Origin of the sequence: Pseudonocardia sp. MH-G8, assembly GCF_002262885.1 — a bacterium.
Taxonomy (GTDB): domain Bacteria; phylum Actinomycetota; class Actinomycetes; order Mycobacteriales; family Pseudonocardiaceae; genus Pseudonocardia.
Genome location: NZ_NKYF01000002.1, coordinates 261,470 through 279,127 on the forward strand (window position 1 = coordinate 261,470; position 17,658 = coordinate 279,127).

19 protein-coding genes are annotated in these 17,658 nt (G+C 72.7%); 2 read left to right on the forward strand and 17 right to left on the reverse strand.

Going from position 1 to position 17,658, the window contains the following annotated elements; all coding sequences use genetic code 11:
• Nucleotides 1-44 precede the first annotated feature (44 nt).
• The gene (locus CFP66_RS08250; RefSeq protein WP_094921916.1) at nt 45-530 is read right to left on the reverse strand and encodes a peptide deformylase; all 486 of its coding nucleotides are present in this window, start codon (nt 528-530) and stop codon (nt 45-47) included.
• Entirely contained in the window at nt 527-1,072 is a 546-nt protein-coding gene (locus tag CFP66_RS08255; protein WP_094921917.1) for a PadR family transcriptional regulator, read from the reverse strand. The genes CFP66_RS08250 and CFP66_RS08255 overlap by 4 nt, the downstream gene beginning before the upstream one ends.
• A 68-nt stretch (nt 1,073-1,140) precedes the next feature.
• Between CFP66_RS08255 and CFP66_RS08260 the strand changes: the two genes are divergently transcribed.
• Nucleotides 1,141-1,452: an antibiotic biosynthesis monooxygenase gene (locus CFP66_RS08260; protein ID WP_094921919.1), complete on the forward strand. Its 312-nt coding sequence runs from the start codon at nt 1,141-1,143 to the stop codon at nt 1,450-1,452.
• Between the two features lie 118 nt (nt 1,453-1,570).
• Here the strand turns inward: CFP66_RS08260 and CFP66_RS08265 are convergent, their stop codons facing one another.
• The 7 genes from CFP66_RS08265 to lysS all read right to left on the reverse strand — a co-directional run bounded on the left by CFP66_RS08265 (nt 1,571) and on the right by lysS (nt 10,545).
• The gene (locus tag CFP66_RS08265; RefSeq protein WP_094921920.1) at nt 1,571-2,401 is read right to left on the reverse strand and encodes an SAM-dependent methyltransferase; all 831 of its coding nucleotides are present in this window, start codon (nt 2,399-2,401) and stop codon (nt 1,571-1,573) included.
• 80 nt (nt 2,402-2,481) lie between these two features.
• Nucleotides 2,482-3,480 (reverse strand): YihY/virulence factor BrkB family protein, encoded by a 999-nt coding sequence (locus tag CFP66_RS08270; protein WP_198961315.1) that lies wholly within the window; start codon nt 3,478-3,480, stop codon nt 2,482-2,484.
• A 789-nt stretch (nt 3,481-4,269) separates the two neighbouring features.
• Nucleotides 4,270-6,813, reverse strand: coding sequence for an ATP-dependent Clp protease ATP-binding subunit (locus tag CFP66_RS08275; RefSeq protein ID WP_094921922.1), 2,544 nt, complete (start codon nt 6,811-6,813; stop codon nt 4,270-4,272).
• Between the two features lie 150 nt (nt 6,814-6,963).
• Nucleotides 6,964-7,599, reverse strand: a complete 636-nt coding sequence (locus CFP66_RS08280; RefSeq protein ID WP_094921923.1) for a GNAT family N-acetyltransferase — start codon at nt 7,597-7,599, stop codon at nt 6,964-6,966.
• 165 nt (nt 7,600-7,764) lie between these two features.
• Nucleotides 7,765-8,565 (reverse strand): siderophore-interacting protein, encoded by an 801-nt coding sequence (locus CFP66_RS08285; protein ID WP_094921925.1) that lies wholly within the window; start codon nt 8,563-8,565, stop codon nt 7,765-7,767.
• Nucleotides 8,566-8,631: 66 nt separating this feature from the next.
• On the reverse strand, nt 8,632-8,976 hold the full coding sequence (locus tag CFP66_RS08290) for an Lsr2 family protein (protein ID WP_094921926.1): 345 nt from the start codon (nt 8,974-8,976) through the stop codon (nt 8,632-8,634).
• Between the two features lie 114 nt (nt 8,977-9,090).
• Nucleotides 9,091-10,545, reverse strand: coding sequence for a lysine--tRNA ligase (lysS, locus tag CFP66_RS08295; protein ID WP_094922360.1), 1,455 nt, complete (start codon nt 10,543-10,545; stop codon nt 9,091-9,093).
• Nucleotides 10,546-10,666: 121 nt separating this feature from the next.
• Here lysS and CFP66_RS08300 point away from each other — a divergent pair, with 121 nt between their 5' ends.
• Nucleotides 10,667-11,410: a class I SAM-dependent methyltransferase gene (locus tag CFP66_RS08300; RefSeq protein ID WP_094921928.1), complete on the forward strand. Its 744-nt coding sequence runs from the start codon at nt 10,667-10,669 to the stop codon at nt 11,408-11,410.
• Here the strand turns inward: CFP66_RS08300 and CFP66_RS08305 are convergent.
• From CFP66_RS08305 to folP, 8 genes are all read right to left on the reverse strand, one after another.
• A complete protein-coding gene (locus tag CFP66_RS08305) occupies nt 11,326-12,180 on the reverse strand; it encodes a type III pantothenate kinase (protein ID WP_094921929.1) in 855 nt (284 codons plus the stop codon). The two genes, CFP66_RS08300 and CFP66_RS08305, sit on opposite strands and share 85 nt — an antisense overlap.
• Before the next feature lie 6 nt (nt 12,181-12,186).
• The gene (panC, locus tag CFP66_RS08310) at nt 12,187-13,083 is read right to left on the reverse strand and encodes a pantoate--beta-alanine ligase (protein WP_094922361.1); all 897 of its coding nucleotides are present in this window, start codon (nt 13,081-13,083) and stop codon (nt 12,187-12,189) included.
• An 8-nt stretch (nt 13,084-13,091) separates the two neighbouring features.
• The gene (locus tag CFP66_RS08315) at nt 13,092-13,985 is read right to left on the reverse strand and encodes a Rossmann-like and DUF2520 domain-containing protein (protein WP_094921931.1); all 894 of its coding nucleotides are present in this window, start codon (nt 13,983-13,985) and stop codon (nt 13,092-13,094) included.
• 153 nt (nt 13,986-14,138) lie between these two features.
• Nucleotides 14,139-15,401, reverse strand: coding sequence for a PrsW family intramembrane metalloprotease (locus tag CFP66_RS08320; RefSeq protein WP_233159239.1), 1,263 nt, complete (start codon nt 15,399-15,401; stop codon nt 14,139-14,141).
• Between the two features lie 11 nt (nt 15,402-15,412).
• Nucleotides 15,413-15,898 carry a DUF3180 domain-containing protein gene (locus CFP66_RS08325; protein WP_094921932.1) on the reverse strand — a complete coding sequence of 162 codons (486 nt, stop codon included), beginning with the start codon at nt 15,896-15,898 and terminating at the stop codon, nt 15,413-15,415.
• Nucleotides 15,895-16,413, reverse strand: coding sequence for a 2-amino-4-hydroxy-6-hydroxymethyldihydropteridine diphosphokinase (gene folK, locus CFP66_RS08330; protein WP_094921934.1), 519 nt, complete (start codon nt 16,411-16,413; stop codon nt 15,895-15,897). The genes CFP66_RS08325 and folK overlap by 4 nt, the downstream gene beginning before the upstream one ends.
• The gene (folB, locus tag CFP66_RS08335) at nt 16,410-16,796 is read right to left on the reverse strand and encodes a dihydroneopterin aldolase (protein ID WP_198961343.1); all 387 of its coding nucleotides are present in this window, start codon (nt 16,794-16,796) and stop codon (nt 16,410-16,412) included. Before folB ends, folK begins: the two co-directional genes overlap by 4 nt.
• Complete coding sequence (gene folP, locus CFP66_RS08340) at nt 16,793-17,647, reverse strand: dihydropteroate synthase (RefSeq protein ID WP_094921937.1); 855 nt, start codon at nt 17,645-17,647, stop codon at nt 16,793-16,795. Before folP ends, folB begins: the two co-directional genes overlap by 4 nt.
• Nucleotides 17,648-17,658 lie beyond the last annotated feature (11 nt).

Here is a 17,658-nt window from a genome sequence, read left to right on the forward strand (position 1 = left end):
GCCGGCGTTCGCGCGCGCCGTCGATGTTGCGCCGGCGCCGACCCTCAGACCCCGCGCTCCCGCAACTGCCGCAATGCGATCCGCCTCCGCTCGCCGGTGAGCGCGTCGATGTAGAGCTCGCCACGCAGGTGGTCGGTCTCGTGCTGCAGGCAACGGGCGAGCTCGCCGGTGCCCTCCACGACGACCGGCCGCCCGAGCGCGTCGACGCCCTCCACCCGTGCGTACTCCGCACGCAGCCGCATCGCCGAGACACCCGGTACCGACAGGCAGGCCTCCTCGCCGTCGTACTCGCCGTCGGTGGCGACCAGCCGCGGGTTGACGACGTAGCCGCGCGCGCCGTGGACGTCGTAGGAGAACGCGGCGAGCGAGACGCCGATCTGGTTGGCCGCGAGGCCGGCGCGGCCCGGCAGCGCGACGGTGTCCACGAGGTCGGTGACCAGCGCAGCCAGCCCGTCGTCGAACTGGGTCACCGGGCGGCACGGGGTACGCAGGACGGGGTCGCCGATCAGCCGCAGCTCCCGGACGGTCATCGCGTCCCCCCGACCTTCCCGAGCTGGTCCAGCACCAGCGCGTGCCACTCCAGCTCGGCCCGCAACCGCAACCGGGCGTGCTCGACGACGAGGTCGTCGGCCGGCGTCTGGTCCGGCCAGCGCCGGTCGGCCAGGTGGTGGAGCCGCACCAGCCGGGCGTCGAGCTCCCGGACGCGGTCCTCGAGGTGGCCGCGCAGCGTGGCCTCGTCCATCCCGTTCACCGTGGCCAACGCCAGATCGACGGGGTCGGGCGGGAAGCGGACCTCCTCGAACGCCTCGGCCTGCAGCACGCCCAGCTCGCGGCGACCCTCGTCGGTGATCTCGTAGACGGTGCGCGACGGCAGCCGGCCCGCCTGCTCGGTGCGCACCGCGCGGACCAGCCCCTCGTCCTCGAGCCGGTGCAACGCGCCGTACAGCGAGCCGGGGCGCACATCGGACCAGAGCTCGGCGCGGTCCACGCGGGCGTCGCGACGGATCTGGTGGCCGTACATCGCGCCGCCCTTGGCCAGCGCGCCCAGCACGAAGAGCCTCGTCGGGTTCACGAGGCCAGTTAACCACTCACATATGAGTAGTCAGAAATGAGCCGACGGGCAGTGGCTACCCTGGACCCATGGCCGTCGTGAAGATCAATGCGATCGAGGTGCCCGAGGGCGCCGGACCCGAGCTGGAGAAGCGTTTCGCCAACCGGCTGCACGCCGTGGACGGCCAGCCGGGCTTCCTGTCGTTCGAACTGCTGCGCCCGGTGGCCGGCGAGAACCGCTACTTCGTGCTCACCCACTGGGAGGACGAGGCGTCGTTCCAGGCGTGGCTGAACGGGCCCGCCAAGGAGGCCCACTCCGGCGAGCGGGCACGCCCGGTGGCCAGCGGGTCGTCGCTGCTGGAGTTCGAGGTCGTGCAGCGCTCCACGGCGTCGGGATCCTGACGCCGGTCCGGGCAGGGCGAACGGCCGGGCCACCCGTCACGGGTGTCGCCGGCCGCATCGCTGTGGCCTCAGCCGCCCGCACGGCTCGCGTGCGGCTCCACGGGCCGGGGACCAGGTCTCAGGCCTTCCGCGCGACGCCTCCGAAGGCGTCGACCTGCTGCCGGCCGGCGGCGATGCCGTTCTCGTTCGGCCGCCACCGGGACAGCTGCACCACACCCGGTTCGACGAGGTCGAGCCCGGTGAAGACCTGCTCGATCTCCTCGACGGTGCGCAGCGTGTACGGGTGGCCCATCTCCGCCTGCAGCCTGTGCGACTCGCGGATCTCGTCGCTGGTGTCGGTGCCGTCCCAGAAGGTCAGGTAGCTACCCGGGGGCACGGCAGCCATCGTCCGGCTGACGATCGACCGCAGTTCGTCGTAGGGCGGCAGGTACCCGAAAACACCCATGAACATGACCGAGATCGGCTGCGTGAAGTCCAGCGTCCGGCTCGCCCGGGCGATGACCTCATCGGTAGCCCGGTAGTCCTCGTCGAGGTACGCGGACGCCCCCTGCGGGCCGCTGACCATCAGCGCCCTCTGGTGGGCCAGCACCACCGGGTCGTTGTCGACGTAGACGATCTTCGCGTCCGGAGCCACGGCCTGGGCGACGCTGTGCGTGTTGTTGCCGATCGGATCGGGCAAGCCGGAACCGAGGTCGAGGAACTGGCGGATGCCGACCTCTCCGGCCAGGTGGCGCACGCTGCGGATGAGGAACTGGCGGGACTGGCTCGCCATCGTCCGGATGCCGGGATAGATGTCGGCGACGACCTCGCCGACCGTCTGGTCGGGCTCGTAATTGTCCTTGCCACCCAGCCAGTAGTTCCAGACCCGCGCGGGTGACGGCCGACGGAAGTAGTCGTCGGGGAGTTGCTGCTCGACTCGGGACCAGTCGGGCCCGGACTCGTCTGGCACAAAGCCTCCTTGATGACACAGAGTGACTGCGTGCACAGTCTACCGAGTTGATCTAGTGAGCGCGTGGGGCTCCGGCTCGCTCAGCGAGCGGGCGAGTCGGGGTGTTCGTCGAGCTCGTCGGGGATGCCGTCGTCGTCGCTGTCGGGCAGCAGCGGGTCGAGCCGTCCGGCCCGCACGGCCTCCAGCTGGGCGGCGAGCGCGATCCCCGCGAGCAGCGCCACGCCGGTGACGTTGGCCCACAGCAGCAGCGCCATGATCGCCGTCAGCGGCCCGTAGGTGTCGTCGAAACCGGCTGCCAGCACCACGTACAGCGCCAGCAGGCCCGAGCCCGCGAGCCAGGCGAGCACCGTGACGGCGGCCCCGACGGCGAGCCAGCTCAGGCCGGGCTGGCGCCGGCGCGGGGCATGGCGGAAGAGCAGCGTGACCGCCACGACGAGCGCGGCCAGCCCCACCGGCCACCGCGACGCGTCCCAGACCTCCTCGGCACCGTCGCCCCAGTGGTAGACGGCCTCCATCGCCTCGCCGAACGGTTCACCCGCCACGATCAGCAGCAGGCCGACGGCCAGCGCGACGCCCGCCGTGGCCGTCAGGAGTGCGGCGCGCGCGTACTTGCGCAGCGCCCGCCGATCACGCTTGGTGCCGTAGATCCGGTTGGCGCCGCGCTCCAGCTGCGCGAACGCCGACGTGGCGGCCGCGAACGCGGTGACGAGCCCGAGAACGAGCACCACCTCGCCGCGCTCGCTGCCCTCCTCCCCGCCCTCGAGCACCGCAGCCAGCAGGGAGTCGCTGCTGCCCGGCGACACGGCCACGACGGTGCGGGCCACCACCTCGGCGAAGGACTCGACCCCGATGGCCGTGGCCAGCCCGGCACCGGCGATCACCAGCGGCACCGCGGCCAGCGCGAGCTGCAGGGCGAACGCGCGGGCGTGGCTGAACCCGTCGCCGTAGCGGAAGCGGACGAACGCGGTGGCGAGCAGGTGCCACAGCCCGTAGTGGCGCACGGTGTGCCAGGCGTCGTCGGCCGAGAGCAGCTCACCGGACATGAGCTCGGTCTCCGGAACCACGCGGACGGAGCTCACGCCACGAATGTAATCACCTTGCCGCGGTCGCTGCCCCACCCAGGAGCGCCTGCGGTGACCACGATCGTCCACCGGGTCGTGCAACTGCCGGTCCGCGACACCGGTAGGCCCGCCCGCGCACCCCTTCTATGCGGACGCGGCCCGTCGACGGGGTGCGCGGCGTGAATTTGGGGGCGCGACCGGACACGGGGTGCGCGAGCCCCCCTTCCGGCGCCCCGCCGTCGCCCCTCCTCGTGGCGCTGCCTCGTAGCCCGGATTGCGGTGGGCGCGCCGTCCCCGGCTCGACACTTCCTGCCCCACCCCGCAGCCGGGTCTCACCCGCAATCGGTCCGGTGCCGAGGGCAGCCGGGTTGGGTACAAGCCACGAATATGGTGGTCGGCCGGGCAGCCGTTCCCGGCGCCGATATTCGGCAGTTCTGCCAACCCGGCCACCCCACCGACAGGCAGGAGCAGGGGGAACCCGGCCGACTGCGCCGAAGACCAGGGCCGGAGCGTGAGGCAGTGGTCGCGAGCCGGGAACGGCCCGCCAACAGGAGGTTTCCAAGATCATATCGACACCAGAGCTGCGGGACCCCGCGGCGGCAGCCCTCACGTCGACCTGATCATGAAACGGGCGGCCGCCCGCATGCGAGAAGTACGTCAGCGGGGTCGTGAGGACGCTGGTGTGCGGCTCACACCGCTCGCCGACGCCCTCTAGCTCCGCCACCGCCGCGTGACGGCATAGGGCGGACAGCAGAACGGCCCGCCCGGACTCACGTCCGGACGGGCCGTCCCGGTGGATCTAGCGGCTCACTCGTCGCCCGACTTGGCCAGGTCGACCGGCGGCGAGTCCGGCACCGTGACCGGCTTCAGCTCACCGCGGAAGGTGAACACAGCCTTGTCGTCGGCCGCCCGCGAGTTGGGGGCGTCCGGGTCGATGCCCTCGACGTCGACGACCACGATCTGACCGGGCTCCACCTCGCCGAAGAGGATCTTCTCCGACAGCTGGTCCTCGATCTCGCGCTGGATGGTGCGGCGCAGCGGCCGCGCACCCAGGACCGGGTCGAACCCGCGACGGGCCAGCAGGCCCTTCGCGGCCGGCGTGAGCTCGATGTCCATGTCCTTGTTGGCCAGCGCAGCCTCCACCCGCGTGATCATGAGGTCGACCATCGTGATGATCTGGTCCTCGGTCAGCTGGTGGAACACGACGATGTCGTCGATGCGGTTGAGGAACTCCGGCCTGAAGTGCTTCTTCAGCTCGTCGTTGACCTTGTTCTTCATCCGCTCGTAGTTCGACTGCTCGTCGTTGCCCTGGGCGAACCCGAGACCGACGGCCTTCGAGATGTCCTGGGTGCCGAGGTTCGAGGTGAAGATGATCACGGTGTTCTTGAAGTCCACCGTGCGGCCCTGGCCATCGGTCAGGCGGCCGTCCTCCAGCACCTGCAGGAGGGTGTTGTAGACCTCCTGGTGCGCCTTCTCGATCTCGTCGAACAGGACCACCGAGAACGGCTTGCGGCGCACCTTCTCGGTGAGCTGGCCGCCCTCCTCGTAGCCCACGTACCCGGGAGGGGCACCGAAGAGCCGCGAGGCGGTGTAGCGGTCGTGGAACTCGCCCATGTCGATCTGGATGAGGGCGTCGTCCTCGCCGAACAGGAAGTTGGCCAGCGCCTTGGACAGCTCGGTCTTACCGACACCGGACGGGCCGGCGAAGATGAACGAGCCGGACGGGCGCTTCGGGTCCTTCAGGCCGGCCCGCGTGCGGCGGATGGCCTGCGAGACCGACTTGACGGCCTCCTCCTGGCCGATGATCCGCTTGTGCAGCTCGTCCTCCATGCGGAGCAGACGCGTGGTCTCCTCCTCGGTGAGCTTGAACACCGGGATACCGGTCCAGTTGGCGAGGACCTCGGCGATCTGCTCGTCGTCGACCTCGGCGACGACGTCCAGGTCACCGGACTTCCACTGCTTCTCCCGCTCGCCCTTCTGGCCGAGCAGCTGCTTCTCGGAGTCGCGCAGGTGCGCGGCCCGCTCGAAGTCCTGCGCGTCGATCGCCGACTCCTTGTCGCGACGGACGCCGGCGATCTTCTCGTCGAACTCGCGCAGGTCCGGCGGCGCGGTCATCCGACGGATGCGCATCCGGGCACCGGCCTCGTCGATCAGGTCGATCGCCTTGTCCGGCAGGAAGCGGTCGGAGATGTAGCGGTCGGCCAGCGTGGCCGCGGCCACCAGTGCCGGGTCGGTGATGGTGACCCGGTGGTGCGCCTCGTACCGGTCGCGCAGACCCTTGAGGATCTCGATGGTGTGCGTGACGCTCGGCTCGCCCACCTGGATCGGCTGGAAGCGGCGCTCCAGGGCCGGGTCCTTCTCGACGTACTTGCGGTACTCGTCGAGCGTGGTGGCACCGATCGTCTGCAGCTCGCCGCGCGCCAGCATCGGCTTCAGGATCGACGCGGCGTCGATCGCACCCTCGGCGGCACCCGCGCCGACGAGCGTGTGCAGCTCGTCGATGAACAGGATGATGTCGCCGCGCGTGCGGATCTCCTTGAGGACCTTCTTCAGGCGCTCCTCGAAGTCACCGCGGTAACGCGAGCCTGCGACCAGGGAACCCAGGTCGAGCGTGTAGAGCTGCTTGTCCTTGAGCGTCTCGGGCACCTCGCCCTTGACGATGTTGGACGCGAGCCCCTCGACGACGGCGGTCTTGCCGACGCCGGGCTCGCCGATCAGCACGGGGTTGTTCTTGGTCCTCCGGGAGAGGACCTGCATGACCCGCTCGATCTCCTTCTCCCGGCCGATGACCGGGTCCAGCTTGCCCTCGCGGGCGGACTGGGTGAGGTTGCGACCGAACTGGTCGAGGACGAGCGAGGAACTCGGGGTGCCCTCGCCGCGGCCACCGGAGGCGCCCTCGGCGGGCTCCTTGCCCTGGTAGCCCGACAGCAGCTGCAGGACCTGCTGGCGGACCCGGTTGAGGTCGGCGCCCAGCTTGACCAGCACCTGCGCCGCGACACCCTCGCCCTCGCGGATCAGGCCGAGCAGGATGTGCTCGGTGCCGATGTAGTTGTGGCCGAGCTGCAGCGCTTCACGCAGCGACAGCTCCAGCACCTTCTTGGCCCGCGGCGTGAACGGGATGTGCCCGCTCGGCGCCTGCTGGCCCTGACCGATGATCTCCTCGACCTGCTGGCGGACGCCCTCCAGGGCGATACCGAGGGACTCCAGCGCCTTCGCGGCGACACCCTCGCCCTCGTGGATGAGGCCAAGGAGGATGTGCTCGGTGCCGATGTAGTTGTGGTTGAGCATCCTGGCTTCTTCTTGCGCCAGGACGACAACCCGCCTCGCTCGGTCGGTGAACCTCTCGAACATTTACGCTCCTAGCCTGCTGCGCCATGCACCGGCGCACTGCGCCGAGTACACCCCGACGCCCACTGTATCGGGCCGAGACACCCGGACGCCCGTCTCTCACGTACCCGGCACAACGCGTGCACGCTCCGCCAGATTCCGCCGCGCCTCGTTTCACCTGGTCGGAGCGGCCCCGATCGCCCATCCGGGGGTGTTCGGGACCGCCCGTCGCATCGCCCAGGTCCGCGGTCCCCCACAGGGTATGTCGACCTCGCCCGCCACCTCGAACCCGAGCCGCCGGTAGAAGGCCACGTTCGACGCGAGCGAGGTCTCCAGGAAGCACGGCACCCCCGCGGCGTCCGCAGCGCGCAGCCCCGGCTCCACCACCACCCGTCCGAGGCCGCGTCCCTGCCGGTCCGGCCGGACGCCCACCGTGGCGAGGAACCACACCGGATGGGTAGGTCGGAGCGGCTGCAGCGCACGCTCGGCTGCCTCGGACGCCGCCGCCCGGTCGCCGGCGATCTCCTGGGCCAACGGCGCGATCTCCGCGAACACCCGCAGATCGGTGTCGGGCGTCGTCCACACGGCCACCGCGCCGATCTCCCCGCCGGGATCCGGGACGACCCAGGCGCGCCCCTGCGCGAGGCCGATCCGCTCGAGGAACATCCGCTGCAGGCGCCGAACCCGGCCCTGGTGGTCATCGGCGGCGACGGTGTGCCGGGTGAAGGGGTAGTCGGCGAAGGCGGCGCCGAGGGTGTCGGTGGCCGGGCCGAGGTCGGCGGGACGGGCTTCGCGAAGGTGCTGATCCATCGAGGCCGATGCTATGGGTCCGGCCAGGGACCGTCGGCCTTCGTGGCGGCGGGCGCTCGCCCCGAGTCCGCGGGTGAGCGGAACACCAGCGCTGTTCGATCACGGCTGAAGAGCCCTGGTGTTCCGTTCACCCGCCGCGAACACGTCCGGACGGGTCAGGACGGGTCAGGACGTGGCGCCGGCGCGCTCCGAGGCCTTCTCGGCCTGCCAGCCGTCCTCGTCGACACCGCGACGCCAGTAACCGGACACCGAGAGCGCCTCGCGTGGCACGCCGCGCTCGTTGACGAGGTGACGCCGGATGTCTCGCACGAACCCGGCCTCGCCGTGGACGAACGCGTGCACGCGCCCCGTCGGGAACTCCAGCGCCCGCACCGCGTCCGCGAGCTGGTCAGGCGCTCCCGGGTCGCGGTGCAGCCAGGTGGTGCGCAGCCGCCCGGGGCAACCCGGCTCCTGCTCCTCGGCCGCGTCGCCCACCTCGAGCACGGCCAGCACCGGCACTCCCGCGGGCACGCGCTCGCAGGCCGCTCCGATCGCCGGCAACGCGCTCTCGTCGCCCACCACCAGGTGCCAGTCGGCCGTCGAGTCGGGCGCGTACGCGCCGCCGGGGCCGGCGAGGCGCAGCACGTCGCCGGGGCGGGCCGCCGCGGCCCACGGCCCGGCGAGACCGGTGTCGCCGTGGTGCACGAAGTCGATCGTCAGCTCGCCGGCGTCGTGGTCCAGCGCCCGCACCGTGTACGTGCGCGTCATCGGCCACTGCTCGCGCGGCAGTTCGGCCCGGATGACGTCCATGTCGAACGGATCGGGGTAGCGCACCTCGGGCCGCGGGAACAGGATCTTGACGTAGCGGTCGGTGTGGGGGGTGTCGGGGAACTCCGACAGCTCCTCCCCGCCGGCCACGACGCGGATCATGTGCGGTGTGAGCCGCTCGGTGCGGCGCACCTCGAGGGTGGTCGTCCTGCGCGCCACGGCGCCTCCTCATCGTCAACTGATGAGGACAGCCTAACCATCCCGGCGCTGGACCACCGGCCGCGCTCAGTTCTCCCGGTGGTAGGCCTCGAGGACCTCGGCGGGGATGCGGCCGCGGTCGGACACCTTCATGCCCCGCTTGCGGGCCCAGTCCCGGATCGCCTGGTTCTGCTCGCGGTCGATGGAAGGCCGACGGGCCGGCGCGCTGCTGCCGCTCGACCCGCTCCGGCGGCGACCGCCGGAACGCCGGGCCGACGCGACGTAGGACGCCAGGGCGTCGCGCAACTTCCCCGCATTCGCCTTCGACAGGTCGATCTCGTAGTTCTTCCCGTCGATACCGAACTCGATCGTCTCGTCGGCGGCCTCTCCGTCCAGGTCATCGATCAGCCGCACCTCGCGGATCTGCGCCATCGCCGCAACCTCCACTCACTTCGAACCTGCTCCTGTCACGCGGCGATGCCGCAAGCGCACCATAAACCAATTGTGGTGGGCCGTCGAGTCACCTGTCCGGTTGTCGCGTGGCAGTTACTCGGAACGCACGAGCGGGTACAGAATGGTTTCCCGGATTCCGAGCCCGGTGAGGGCCATGAGCAGCCGGTCGACGCCCATTCCCATGCCCCCGGTCGGCGGCAATCCGTACTCCATCGCGCGCAGGTAGTCCTCGTCGAGCTGCATCGCCTCGGGATCACCCGCCGCGGCGGCAACGGCCTGGGCGGTAAGCCTTTCCCGCTGGTCCACCGGATCCACGAGTTCGGAGTACGCGGTGGCCAGCTCGGTGCCGAAGACGACCAGGTCCCATGCTTCCGCCAGGCGCGGGTCCGTGCGATGACGCCTGGTCAACGGGCGCACCTCGTACGGGTAGTCCCGCACGAAAGTCGGCTCCTGCAGGGTGTGCTCGACGAGCTTCTCGAACAGTTCGAGGACGATCTGGCCCGCCGTGAGCGAAGCGTCGACTTCGACATCGTGCGCGATCGCCAGCTTGTGCAGCTCCTCCGCCGACGTGTCCGGTGTCACGTCCTGTCCCACCGCTTCGGAGACGGCTCCGTGCAGCGTGACCGAGCGCCACTCACCGCCCAAGTCGTGTTCCGTGCCGTCGGCGTGGCGCACCACCGTCGAACCGAACACGGCGCGGGCCGAGTTCAGCACCAACTCGCGGGTCAGCTCGGCCATGTCGTCGTAGGTGGCGTAGGCCTGGTAGGCCTCCAGCATCGCGAACTCGGGCGAGTGCGACGAGTCGATGCCCTCGTTCCGGAAGTTCCGATTGATCTCGAAGACCCGCTCGATGCCGCCGACCACGGACCGCTTCAGGAACAGTTCCGGCGCGATCCGCAGGTACAGATCCCGGTCCAGCGCGTTGGAGTGCGTGACGAACGGGCGCGCGGTCGCCCCACCGTGCTGCAGCTGCAGCATCGGCGTCTCGACCTCGGTGAAGGCGCGATCGTGCAGCACCGACCGCAGCGTCCGCACGACCGTGGCCCGGCGCTGGACCATCTCGCGCGCCTGCGGCCGGACGATGAGGTCGACGTAGCGCTGCCGCACCCGCGTCTCCTCCGACAGCTCCCGGTGCGTCACGGGCAGGGGCCGCAGCGCCTTCGCCGCCATCTGCCAACGGTCGGCCATCACCGACAGCTCGCCACGTCGCGAGGTGAGCACCTCGCCGTGCACGACGACGTGGTCCCCCAGGTCGACCTGCGCCTTCCAGCGCGCCAGCTCGTCGTCCCCGACGAGTGCGAGCGACAGCATCGCCTGCAGCTCGGTGCCGTCGCCCTCGCGCAACGTGGCGAAGCACAGCTTCCCGGTGTTGCGCAGGAACATCACGCGCCCGGCGACGGAGACCACCTCGCCGGTGCCGGTGTCGGGCGGCAGGTCCGGGTGCGCCTCGCGCACCTCGCGCAGCGTGTGGGTGCGCTCGACGGCGACGGGATAGGGGTCGCGATCCTGCTCCAGCATCGCCGCCCGCTTCGCCCGGCGCACCCGCATCTGCTCGGGCAGGTCGTCATCGGGGCCGGTGGGGGGCTCGTTGCTCACGGGACAAGGGTAATGACGCCGCTCGACGGCATTGCCGTCGCCTCAGGGCGCGACCCGGCCGTACGGTCGGATCATGGACTCGCACCGGGCTCGTTCGTTCGGAACCGCGGCCACCCAGTACGCCCGGTACCGGCCCGGGTACCCGGACGCCGCCCTCGATTGGGCGCTGGCCCCGATCGCCGGCCGTCCGGACCCTCGGCTGCTGGACCTCGCCGCGGGTACCGGGAAGCTCACCGCCTCCCTGCTCCCGCGCGGCACGGTCATCGCCGTCGAGCCCGACCCGGCGATGCTCGCCGAGCTGCGGTCCCGCGTCCCGGGGGTCGAGGCGTACGAAGGCAGCGCCGAGGAGATCCCGCTGCCGGACGGCTGCCTCGACGCCGTGCTCGTCGGGCAGGCGTGGCACTGGTTCGACCCCGAGCGCGCCCACCCGGAGATCGCCCGGGTGCTGCGGCCGGGCGGGGTGCTCGCGGCTCTCTGGAACGGCGACGACGCGAGCGTGGAGTGGGTGCGCGGCTACAACGACGCCGCCGGGATGCGCCGCACCGTCGTGCGGGCCCCGCAGGACGAACCCCGGCTGCCGGCGCACCCCGCCTTCGAACCGGCCGAGATCGCACAGTTCGCCAACCCCGTGCCCACCACCGTCGACCTGCTCGTGGCGACCCAGCGAACCCAGTCGTGGGCCCTCACCGCCGAACCGGCCGAGCGGGAGGCCGCCCTCGACCGGATCCGGACCTACCTCGCCACCCGTCCCGAGACGGTGTCCGGGGAGTTCGAGCTCCCGCTGGTGACCGACGTGGTGCGGATGTTGCGCAGGTAGGTCAGGCGCAAACCGAGCAGTGTGAGGTCCGGCACGAACTCGGTGATCGTCTCCGATTCGCCGGTGACCAACGGCGCCAGCCCGCCGGTCCCGAGCACGGTCACCGGCCCCGCCTTCGGTCCGAGTTCGGCGACGATGCGCCGCACCAGCCCGTCCACCTGGCCCGCGACGCCGTAGAGCACCCCGGACTGCAGGCACTCGACCGTGTTCTTGCCGATCACCGAGCGCGGGGGCACCAGTTCGACGGTGCGCAGCGCGGCCGCCCGGGTGGCCAGCGCGTCCAGCGAGATCTCGATCCCCGGCGCGAGCGCACCGCCGAGGAACTCGCCCTTGGCCGAGACGACGTCGATGCTGGTCGACGTCCCGAAGTCGACGACCACGCACGCCGTGTGGTGGAGCCGGTGCGCGGCGAGCGTGTTCATCACGCGGTCGGCGCCCACCTCGCGCGGGTTGTCGACCAGCAGCGGCACCCCGGTGCGCACCCCCGGCCCGACGACGACCGCGGGCACGTTCCTGCGATCGATGAGCAGCCGCAGCTCGCGCAGCAGCGTGGGCACGGTCGAGAGCGCCGCGACGCCCGTGACCTGCGTCGCGTACGGGCCGAGCAGGGCGTCGAAGGCGACGCTGAGCTCGTCGGCGGTCATGCGCGGGTCGGTGCGCATCCGCCAGTCACGCACCAGCGGCGGGTCGAGCTCGTCGGACGCGCCCGGCTCGTCGGCGTAGAGCCCCAGCGCGATCTGGGTGTTCCCGACGTCCACGCACAGCAGCACGGCGGCCTACAGGCGGACGGCGACGTTGTCGAGCAGGCGCGTGCCGCCGAGGCGGGCGGCCGCGAGCAGCCGGGCAGGCCCGGTCTGCGGGGCGGGCCCGAGCTCCGGGGCGGTGAGCTCCAGGTACTCGACCTGCAGCGCGGACTCCTCGGCCAGCACGGCGCGCGCGGCGTCGAGCACCGCCTCCGATCCGCGGGCCGACACCGACGCCCCCGCGACCAGCGCACGCTGCAGGACCGGCGCGTACCGCCGCTCGTCGGGGGAGAGGTAGGCGTTGCGCGAGGAGATCGCCAGCCCGTCCGGCTCGCGGACCGTGGGCACCCCGACCACCGACAGCGGGAAGTCCAGGTCCCGGACCATCTTCTGGACGAGTACCAGCTGCTGGTAGTCCTTCTCGCCGAAGAAGGCGAGCTCGGGCGCCACGATGTGGAAGAGCTTCGCCACCACCGTGAGCACGCCTGCGAAGTGCCCGGGCCGCACCTCGCCCTCGAGCCGGTCGCCCAGCGCGCCCGGCGCCACCGTGGTGTCGGCGCCCTCGGGGTACATGTCCGTCACCCCGGGCAGGAAGACCAGCTCGACGCCCTCCTCCCGGCAGACCTCCAGGTCGGCCTCCAGCGGGCGCGGGTAGCGCTCGAGGTCCTCGCCCGCGCCGAACTGCAGCGGGTTCACGAAGATCGACACAGCGGGCACGATCGCACCCGATGCCCGGCGGGCGTGCCGGATGAGCTCGCGGTGCCCCTCGTGCAGGGCTCCCATCGTCGGCACGAGCGCGATCTTGCGTCCCGCGGCGCGCAGCGCGCGGCTCACCGGGCCGATCTCGGCGGGCGAGCGGTGCACGGTGAGTGCTCCGGGCCGGTAGCCGCCGAGCGTGCGGGCGCCGCCGCGCAGCGGCGAGGCGGCCATCGGTCCGGTCACGGCTTCTCCTCGAGGATCGTGAGCACGTCGTGCGCGGCGTGCTCGGGCAGCAGGCCCGCATCGGACGCCCGCCGCGCAGTCCGCGCGGCGAGCACGCGGTAGGTCTCGGCGAGGTCCGGGTCGGCGGCCGCCAGCTCCTGCAGGTGCAGGCGCACGGTCTCGACGTCGCCGCGCGCGACCGGACCGGTGAGCGCGCGGTCGCCGTGGCGCAGCGCGTTGTCCAGCGCCGCCGAGAGCAGCGGGGCGACGAGCCGCTCGGCCGGACCGACGCCGGCCCGCTCCAACGTGTCCACGCAGTCGCGCACGAGCGTGACGAGGTGGTTGGCGCCGTGCGCCAGCGCAGCGTGGTAGAGCGGGCGGACCTCCTCCGCCACCCGCACCGGCTCGGCGCCCATCTCGACGACGAGCGCCTCGCCGACGCTCCACGCGGCCTCGTCGCCGGGCGCGGCCGTGACGCCGACGCTCGCGCCCGCGAGGCGGGCGACGTCCTCCGTGCGACCGGTGAAGGTCAGGACCGGGTGCAGCGCGAGCGGCAGCACGCCGTGCTCGGCGGCGGGGGCGAGGACCGCGACGCCGTGCGCCCCCGAGGTGTGCACGACGATCTGGCCCGCTCGGAAGCTGCCCGCCGCGGCGAGCCCCCGCACGAGGCCGGGAAGCACGTCGTCGGGAACCGCCAGCAGCGCGAGGTCGGCGCCGGCCACGACCTGGTCGGGCGGCAGCAGCGAGGTGTCGGGCAGCAGGGCTGCGGCCCGCGCGACCGAGGCGCGGGAAACCCCCGAGGCGGCGGCGACGTGGTGCCCGGCGGCTGCCCAGGCCGCGCCCACCACGGCACCGACCCGCCCCGCCGACACGACACCGACGGTGAGCCGGGCAGGCCTGCCAGCAGTCATCGAGTCCGCTCCTCACTCGTTCCGGTCCCGCGCGGGGTACCGGACGATGTGCGGAAAGGTTAACGGGGCGGGCCGGGAGGGCAGCGCATCGGTGACGGGCTTCACCGGTCCGGGCGGCCGATCGTCAGGAGAGCGACGCCGGCTCCGGCGACGTCACCAGGTGGCGCGGCCCGGGACCGGCGGGGGCGGGCCGGGGGGCGGCGGGGCCCAGCCGGGCGGGCCGTGGTGGCGGATGGCCACCGAGAGCGCTTCCGGGTGGCCGACGACCCGGGCGCGGGCCGCGCGCACCGCCTCGACCGCCTCGACGTGCCACGCCGGACCGTTCGCGCCCACGGTGCCGCGCGCGAGGCGGTGCCGCAGGAAGGCGAGCTCGGTGACCGCGGCCTGGTACTCCGCGACCGCCTTCGCGACCCTGCGGCCCGAGCGCCTGCGCACGGCGGCGCGCCACCCCTCCCGGCCGGCCATGCTGGCCAGCAACGGCACCTCGCTGGGCACGATCCAGCCGGCGGCGGCGAAGCCGGGCAGCTGCGAGGCCACGATCCGCTGCTCGCGACGGCGCTGCCACACGACCACCGCGACGAGCGCCAGGAACACCGGCACCATCACGAAGCCGTAGACCACGAGGAACAGCCCGTTCCCGGGCACCGAGGCGGAGGTGTTCCACAGCGAGTGCAGCGCCACCGCGACCAGGAACCCGATCGTCACCGCCGCGATCCGCACGGCCACGCTGGTGGTGCGCGCCGCGATGCCCGCCCCGATCCCGATCATCGCGGTGAACAGCGGGTGCGCGAACGGGGACAGCACCCCGCGCAGCAGCAGCACCGCGAGCACGCTGCCCACCGGCCCCGCCCCGGCGTCCTCGGTGAACGCCCGGCCCAGGTAGAGGATGTTCTCGGTGAACGCGAAGCCGGCGGCCACCAGCCCGGCGTAGACGATGCCGTCGACCACGCCGTCGAACTCGCGGCGCCGGAAGACCAGCAATCCGATGAGGAAGGCACCCTTCACGGCCTCCTCGACGACCGGGGCCACGGCCACGGCACCGAGCACATCGCCGCTGCCGCTGCCGAGGGCCTGCTCGACGACGATGCTGGCGCTGGTGTTGATCAGTAGCGCGGTCAGCGCGGCGAAGCACGCGCCCCACAGGAACGCGAACAGCAGGGTGCGCGGCGGCTCCGGCTCCCAGCGGTCGATCCAGAGGAACGTGGCCACGACCGGACCGACCGGCAGCAGCGCGCACAGCGCACCGACCACGACCCCGGTGGCCCCCACGCTGTTGCCCACCAGGCCCAGCACCACCAGGCCGCAGAACCCCAGCGCGATCAGGCCGAGGACCGGCGCGAGCACGGCGCGCCGCTGCCGTCTCGGGGTGGGCATCGGGATCACGCGCGTCGGCTGGTCCACGGGCGGCTGTGTCACGGGGCGCCAGCCTACGGGTGGTCGGCACCCGTCGCGCGGCCGTTCGACTCGCCGCCCGGCTCGTCGTCCGGGGTGCGGCAGCAGTGCTCCAGCCACAGCGCCCCGGCGACCAGCCCGAGGGCGCAGGCGAGCGCGACCGCGCCGGCCAGGGAATCGCCCGCCGCCGCCGTGATGTCACCCGCCTGGGGCACCACGTGCACCAGCAGACCGGCCCAGACCCCGGCCATGATCGCGCCGGCCAGCGCCGAGGCCTTGGCCACCACTACGGCCCGGGCGGCCACGAGCGGCTGCACGGGCTCGCTGCCCGGGCGGCGCTGGATGCGGGCCCGCAGCGCGTTGCCCGCGATCGCCTCCGCGATGCCGAGCACGCCGAACGGCGCGCCCGCGAGCACCGGGATCGGCGGGAGCGAGCCGTAGGACAGCCGGATGACGAGGCCGGCCAGCACCGCCACCACGAGGCCGACGGCGAAGAGGTCTCGGGGACGGGTGGCCTTCACCGGGGCGCACCCACCAGCACGAGGTCGTCCCGGAGGCGCATCCCCGCCTCCGCCTCCGGGCCCAGCGCCGCGAGCAGCGCGACCACCGGACCGTGGCCGGGCAGCACCGCCTCCGGCTCGACGTCGAGCCACGGGCGCAGCACGGTGGCCCGCTGGGGCGTGCCGGGGTGCGGGAGCAGCAGTTCGGGGTCCTCGCTCAGGACAGCCCCCTCCGCCCCCTGGACGGTGACGACGTCGACGTCGAGCGTGCGCGGCCCCCACCGCACGTCGCGCACGCGCTCCGCGGCCCGCTCCAGCCCCTGGCCGCGGCGCAGCCAGCCCCACGCGTCCGTGCCGGTGTCCTGGACGACGAGCACCGCGTTGAGGAAATCGTCCTGCGCGACACCGCCCCACGGGGCCGTCTCGTAGACGGGGGACACCGCCCGCACGGTGACGCCGAACCCCGTGACCGCCGCCTGCAGGTGGCCGAACCGGTCACCGAGGTTCGAGCCGAGCGACAGCACGGCACGCGTCACGCCGGCACCACCCGGCCGGGACGAACCCGGGACCGGTGCGCCACGACCGCGACGTCGGCGAACTCGAGCGGGATCGGCGCCTGCGGTTTGTGCACCACGACCTCGACGGACTGCACGCGCGCGTCGGTGAACACGTCGTCGGCCACGCGCCCGGCGACGGTCTCGATGAGGTCGCACGGCTCACCGCCGACGATGGCGGCCGCCCGCTGGGCCAGCGCCCCGTAGTCGAGGGTGTCGGCGAGGTCGTCGGAACGGGCGGCGGCCCCCAGGTCCATCCACACCGTGACGTCCACGACGAAGTCCTGCCCGTCGCGGCGCTCGTGCTCGTACACGCCGTGGCGGCCGCGCACCCGCAACCCGCGCAGTTCGATGCGGTCCATCAGCCCACCTCCTGCGGCGGGGCACCGTGGCGCCACGCCTGCGCCACGCGCACCGCGTCGAGCGTGCTGCCCACGTCGTGCACGCGCACGCCCCAGGCGCCGTCGCGTGCCGCGAGCGCGCTCACCGCGGCGGTGGCGGTGTCACGACCGCCTGCGACTCGCGCTGCGCCCTCGCGGTCGGCCAGCAGGTCGCCGAGGAACCGCTTGCGCGAGGCCCCCACCAGCACCGGGAACCCCAGCGCGACGAGCACGTCGAGCCTGCGCAGCAGCGCCCAGTTGTGGGCGGCGTTCTTCGCGAAGCCCAGGCCCGGGTCGAGCACCAGCCGTGCCGGGTCGACCCCGGCCAGGACCGCCGCGTCGACGCGGGCGACGAGCTCGTCGCGCACGTCGGTGACGACGTCGTCGTAGCGCGCCAGCGAGGTCATGCGGTCGCTGTGCCCGCGCCAGTGCATGAGCACCCAGGGCACACCCGCGGCGGCCACCGCGGAACCCATCCCGGGGTCGGCCATCCCCCCGGACACGTCGTTCACCACGCTGGCGCCGGCCGCGACGGCCGCGTCGGCCACCGCGGCGCGCGTGGTGTCGATGCTGACCGACACGCCTTCGGCGACGAGCTCGCGCACCACCGGCAGCACGCGCTCCCGCTCCACGTCCGGCTCGACCCGCCCTGCGCCGGGTCGCGTGGACTCGCCCCCCACGTCCACGAGGTCGGCACCCGCGTCCCGCATCGCCACGCCGTGGGCCACGGCCTGGTCGCGGTCGATGAAGCGGCCGCCGTCGGAGAAGGAGTCGGGCGTGACGTTCAGGATGCCCATCACGACGCATCGCTGCGGACGGGGGATAGCGGAAGCCATCGAATCCCCCT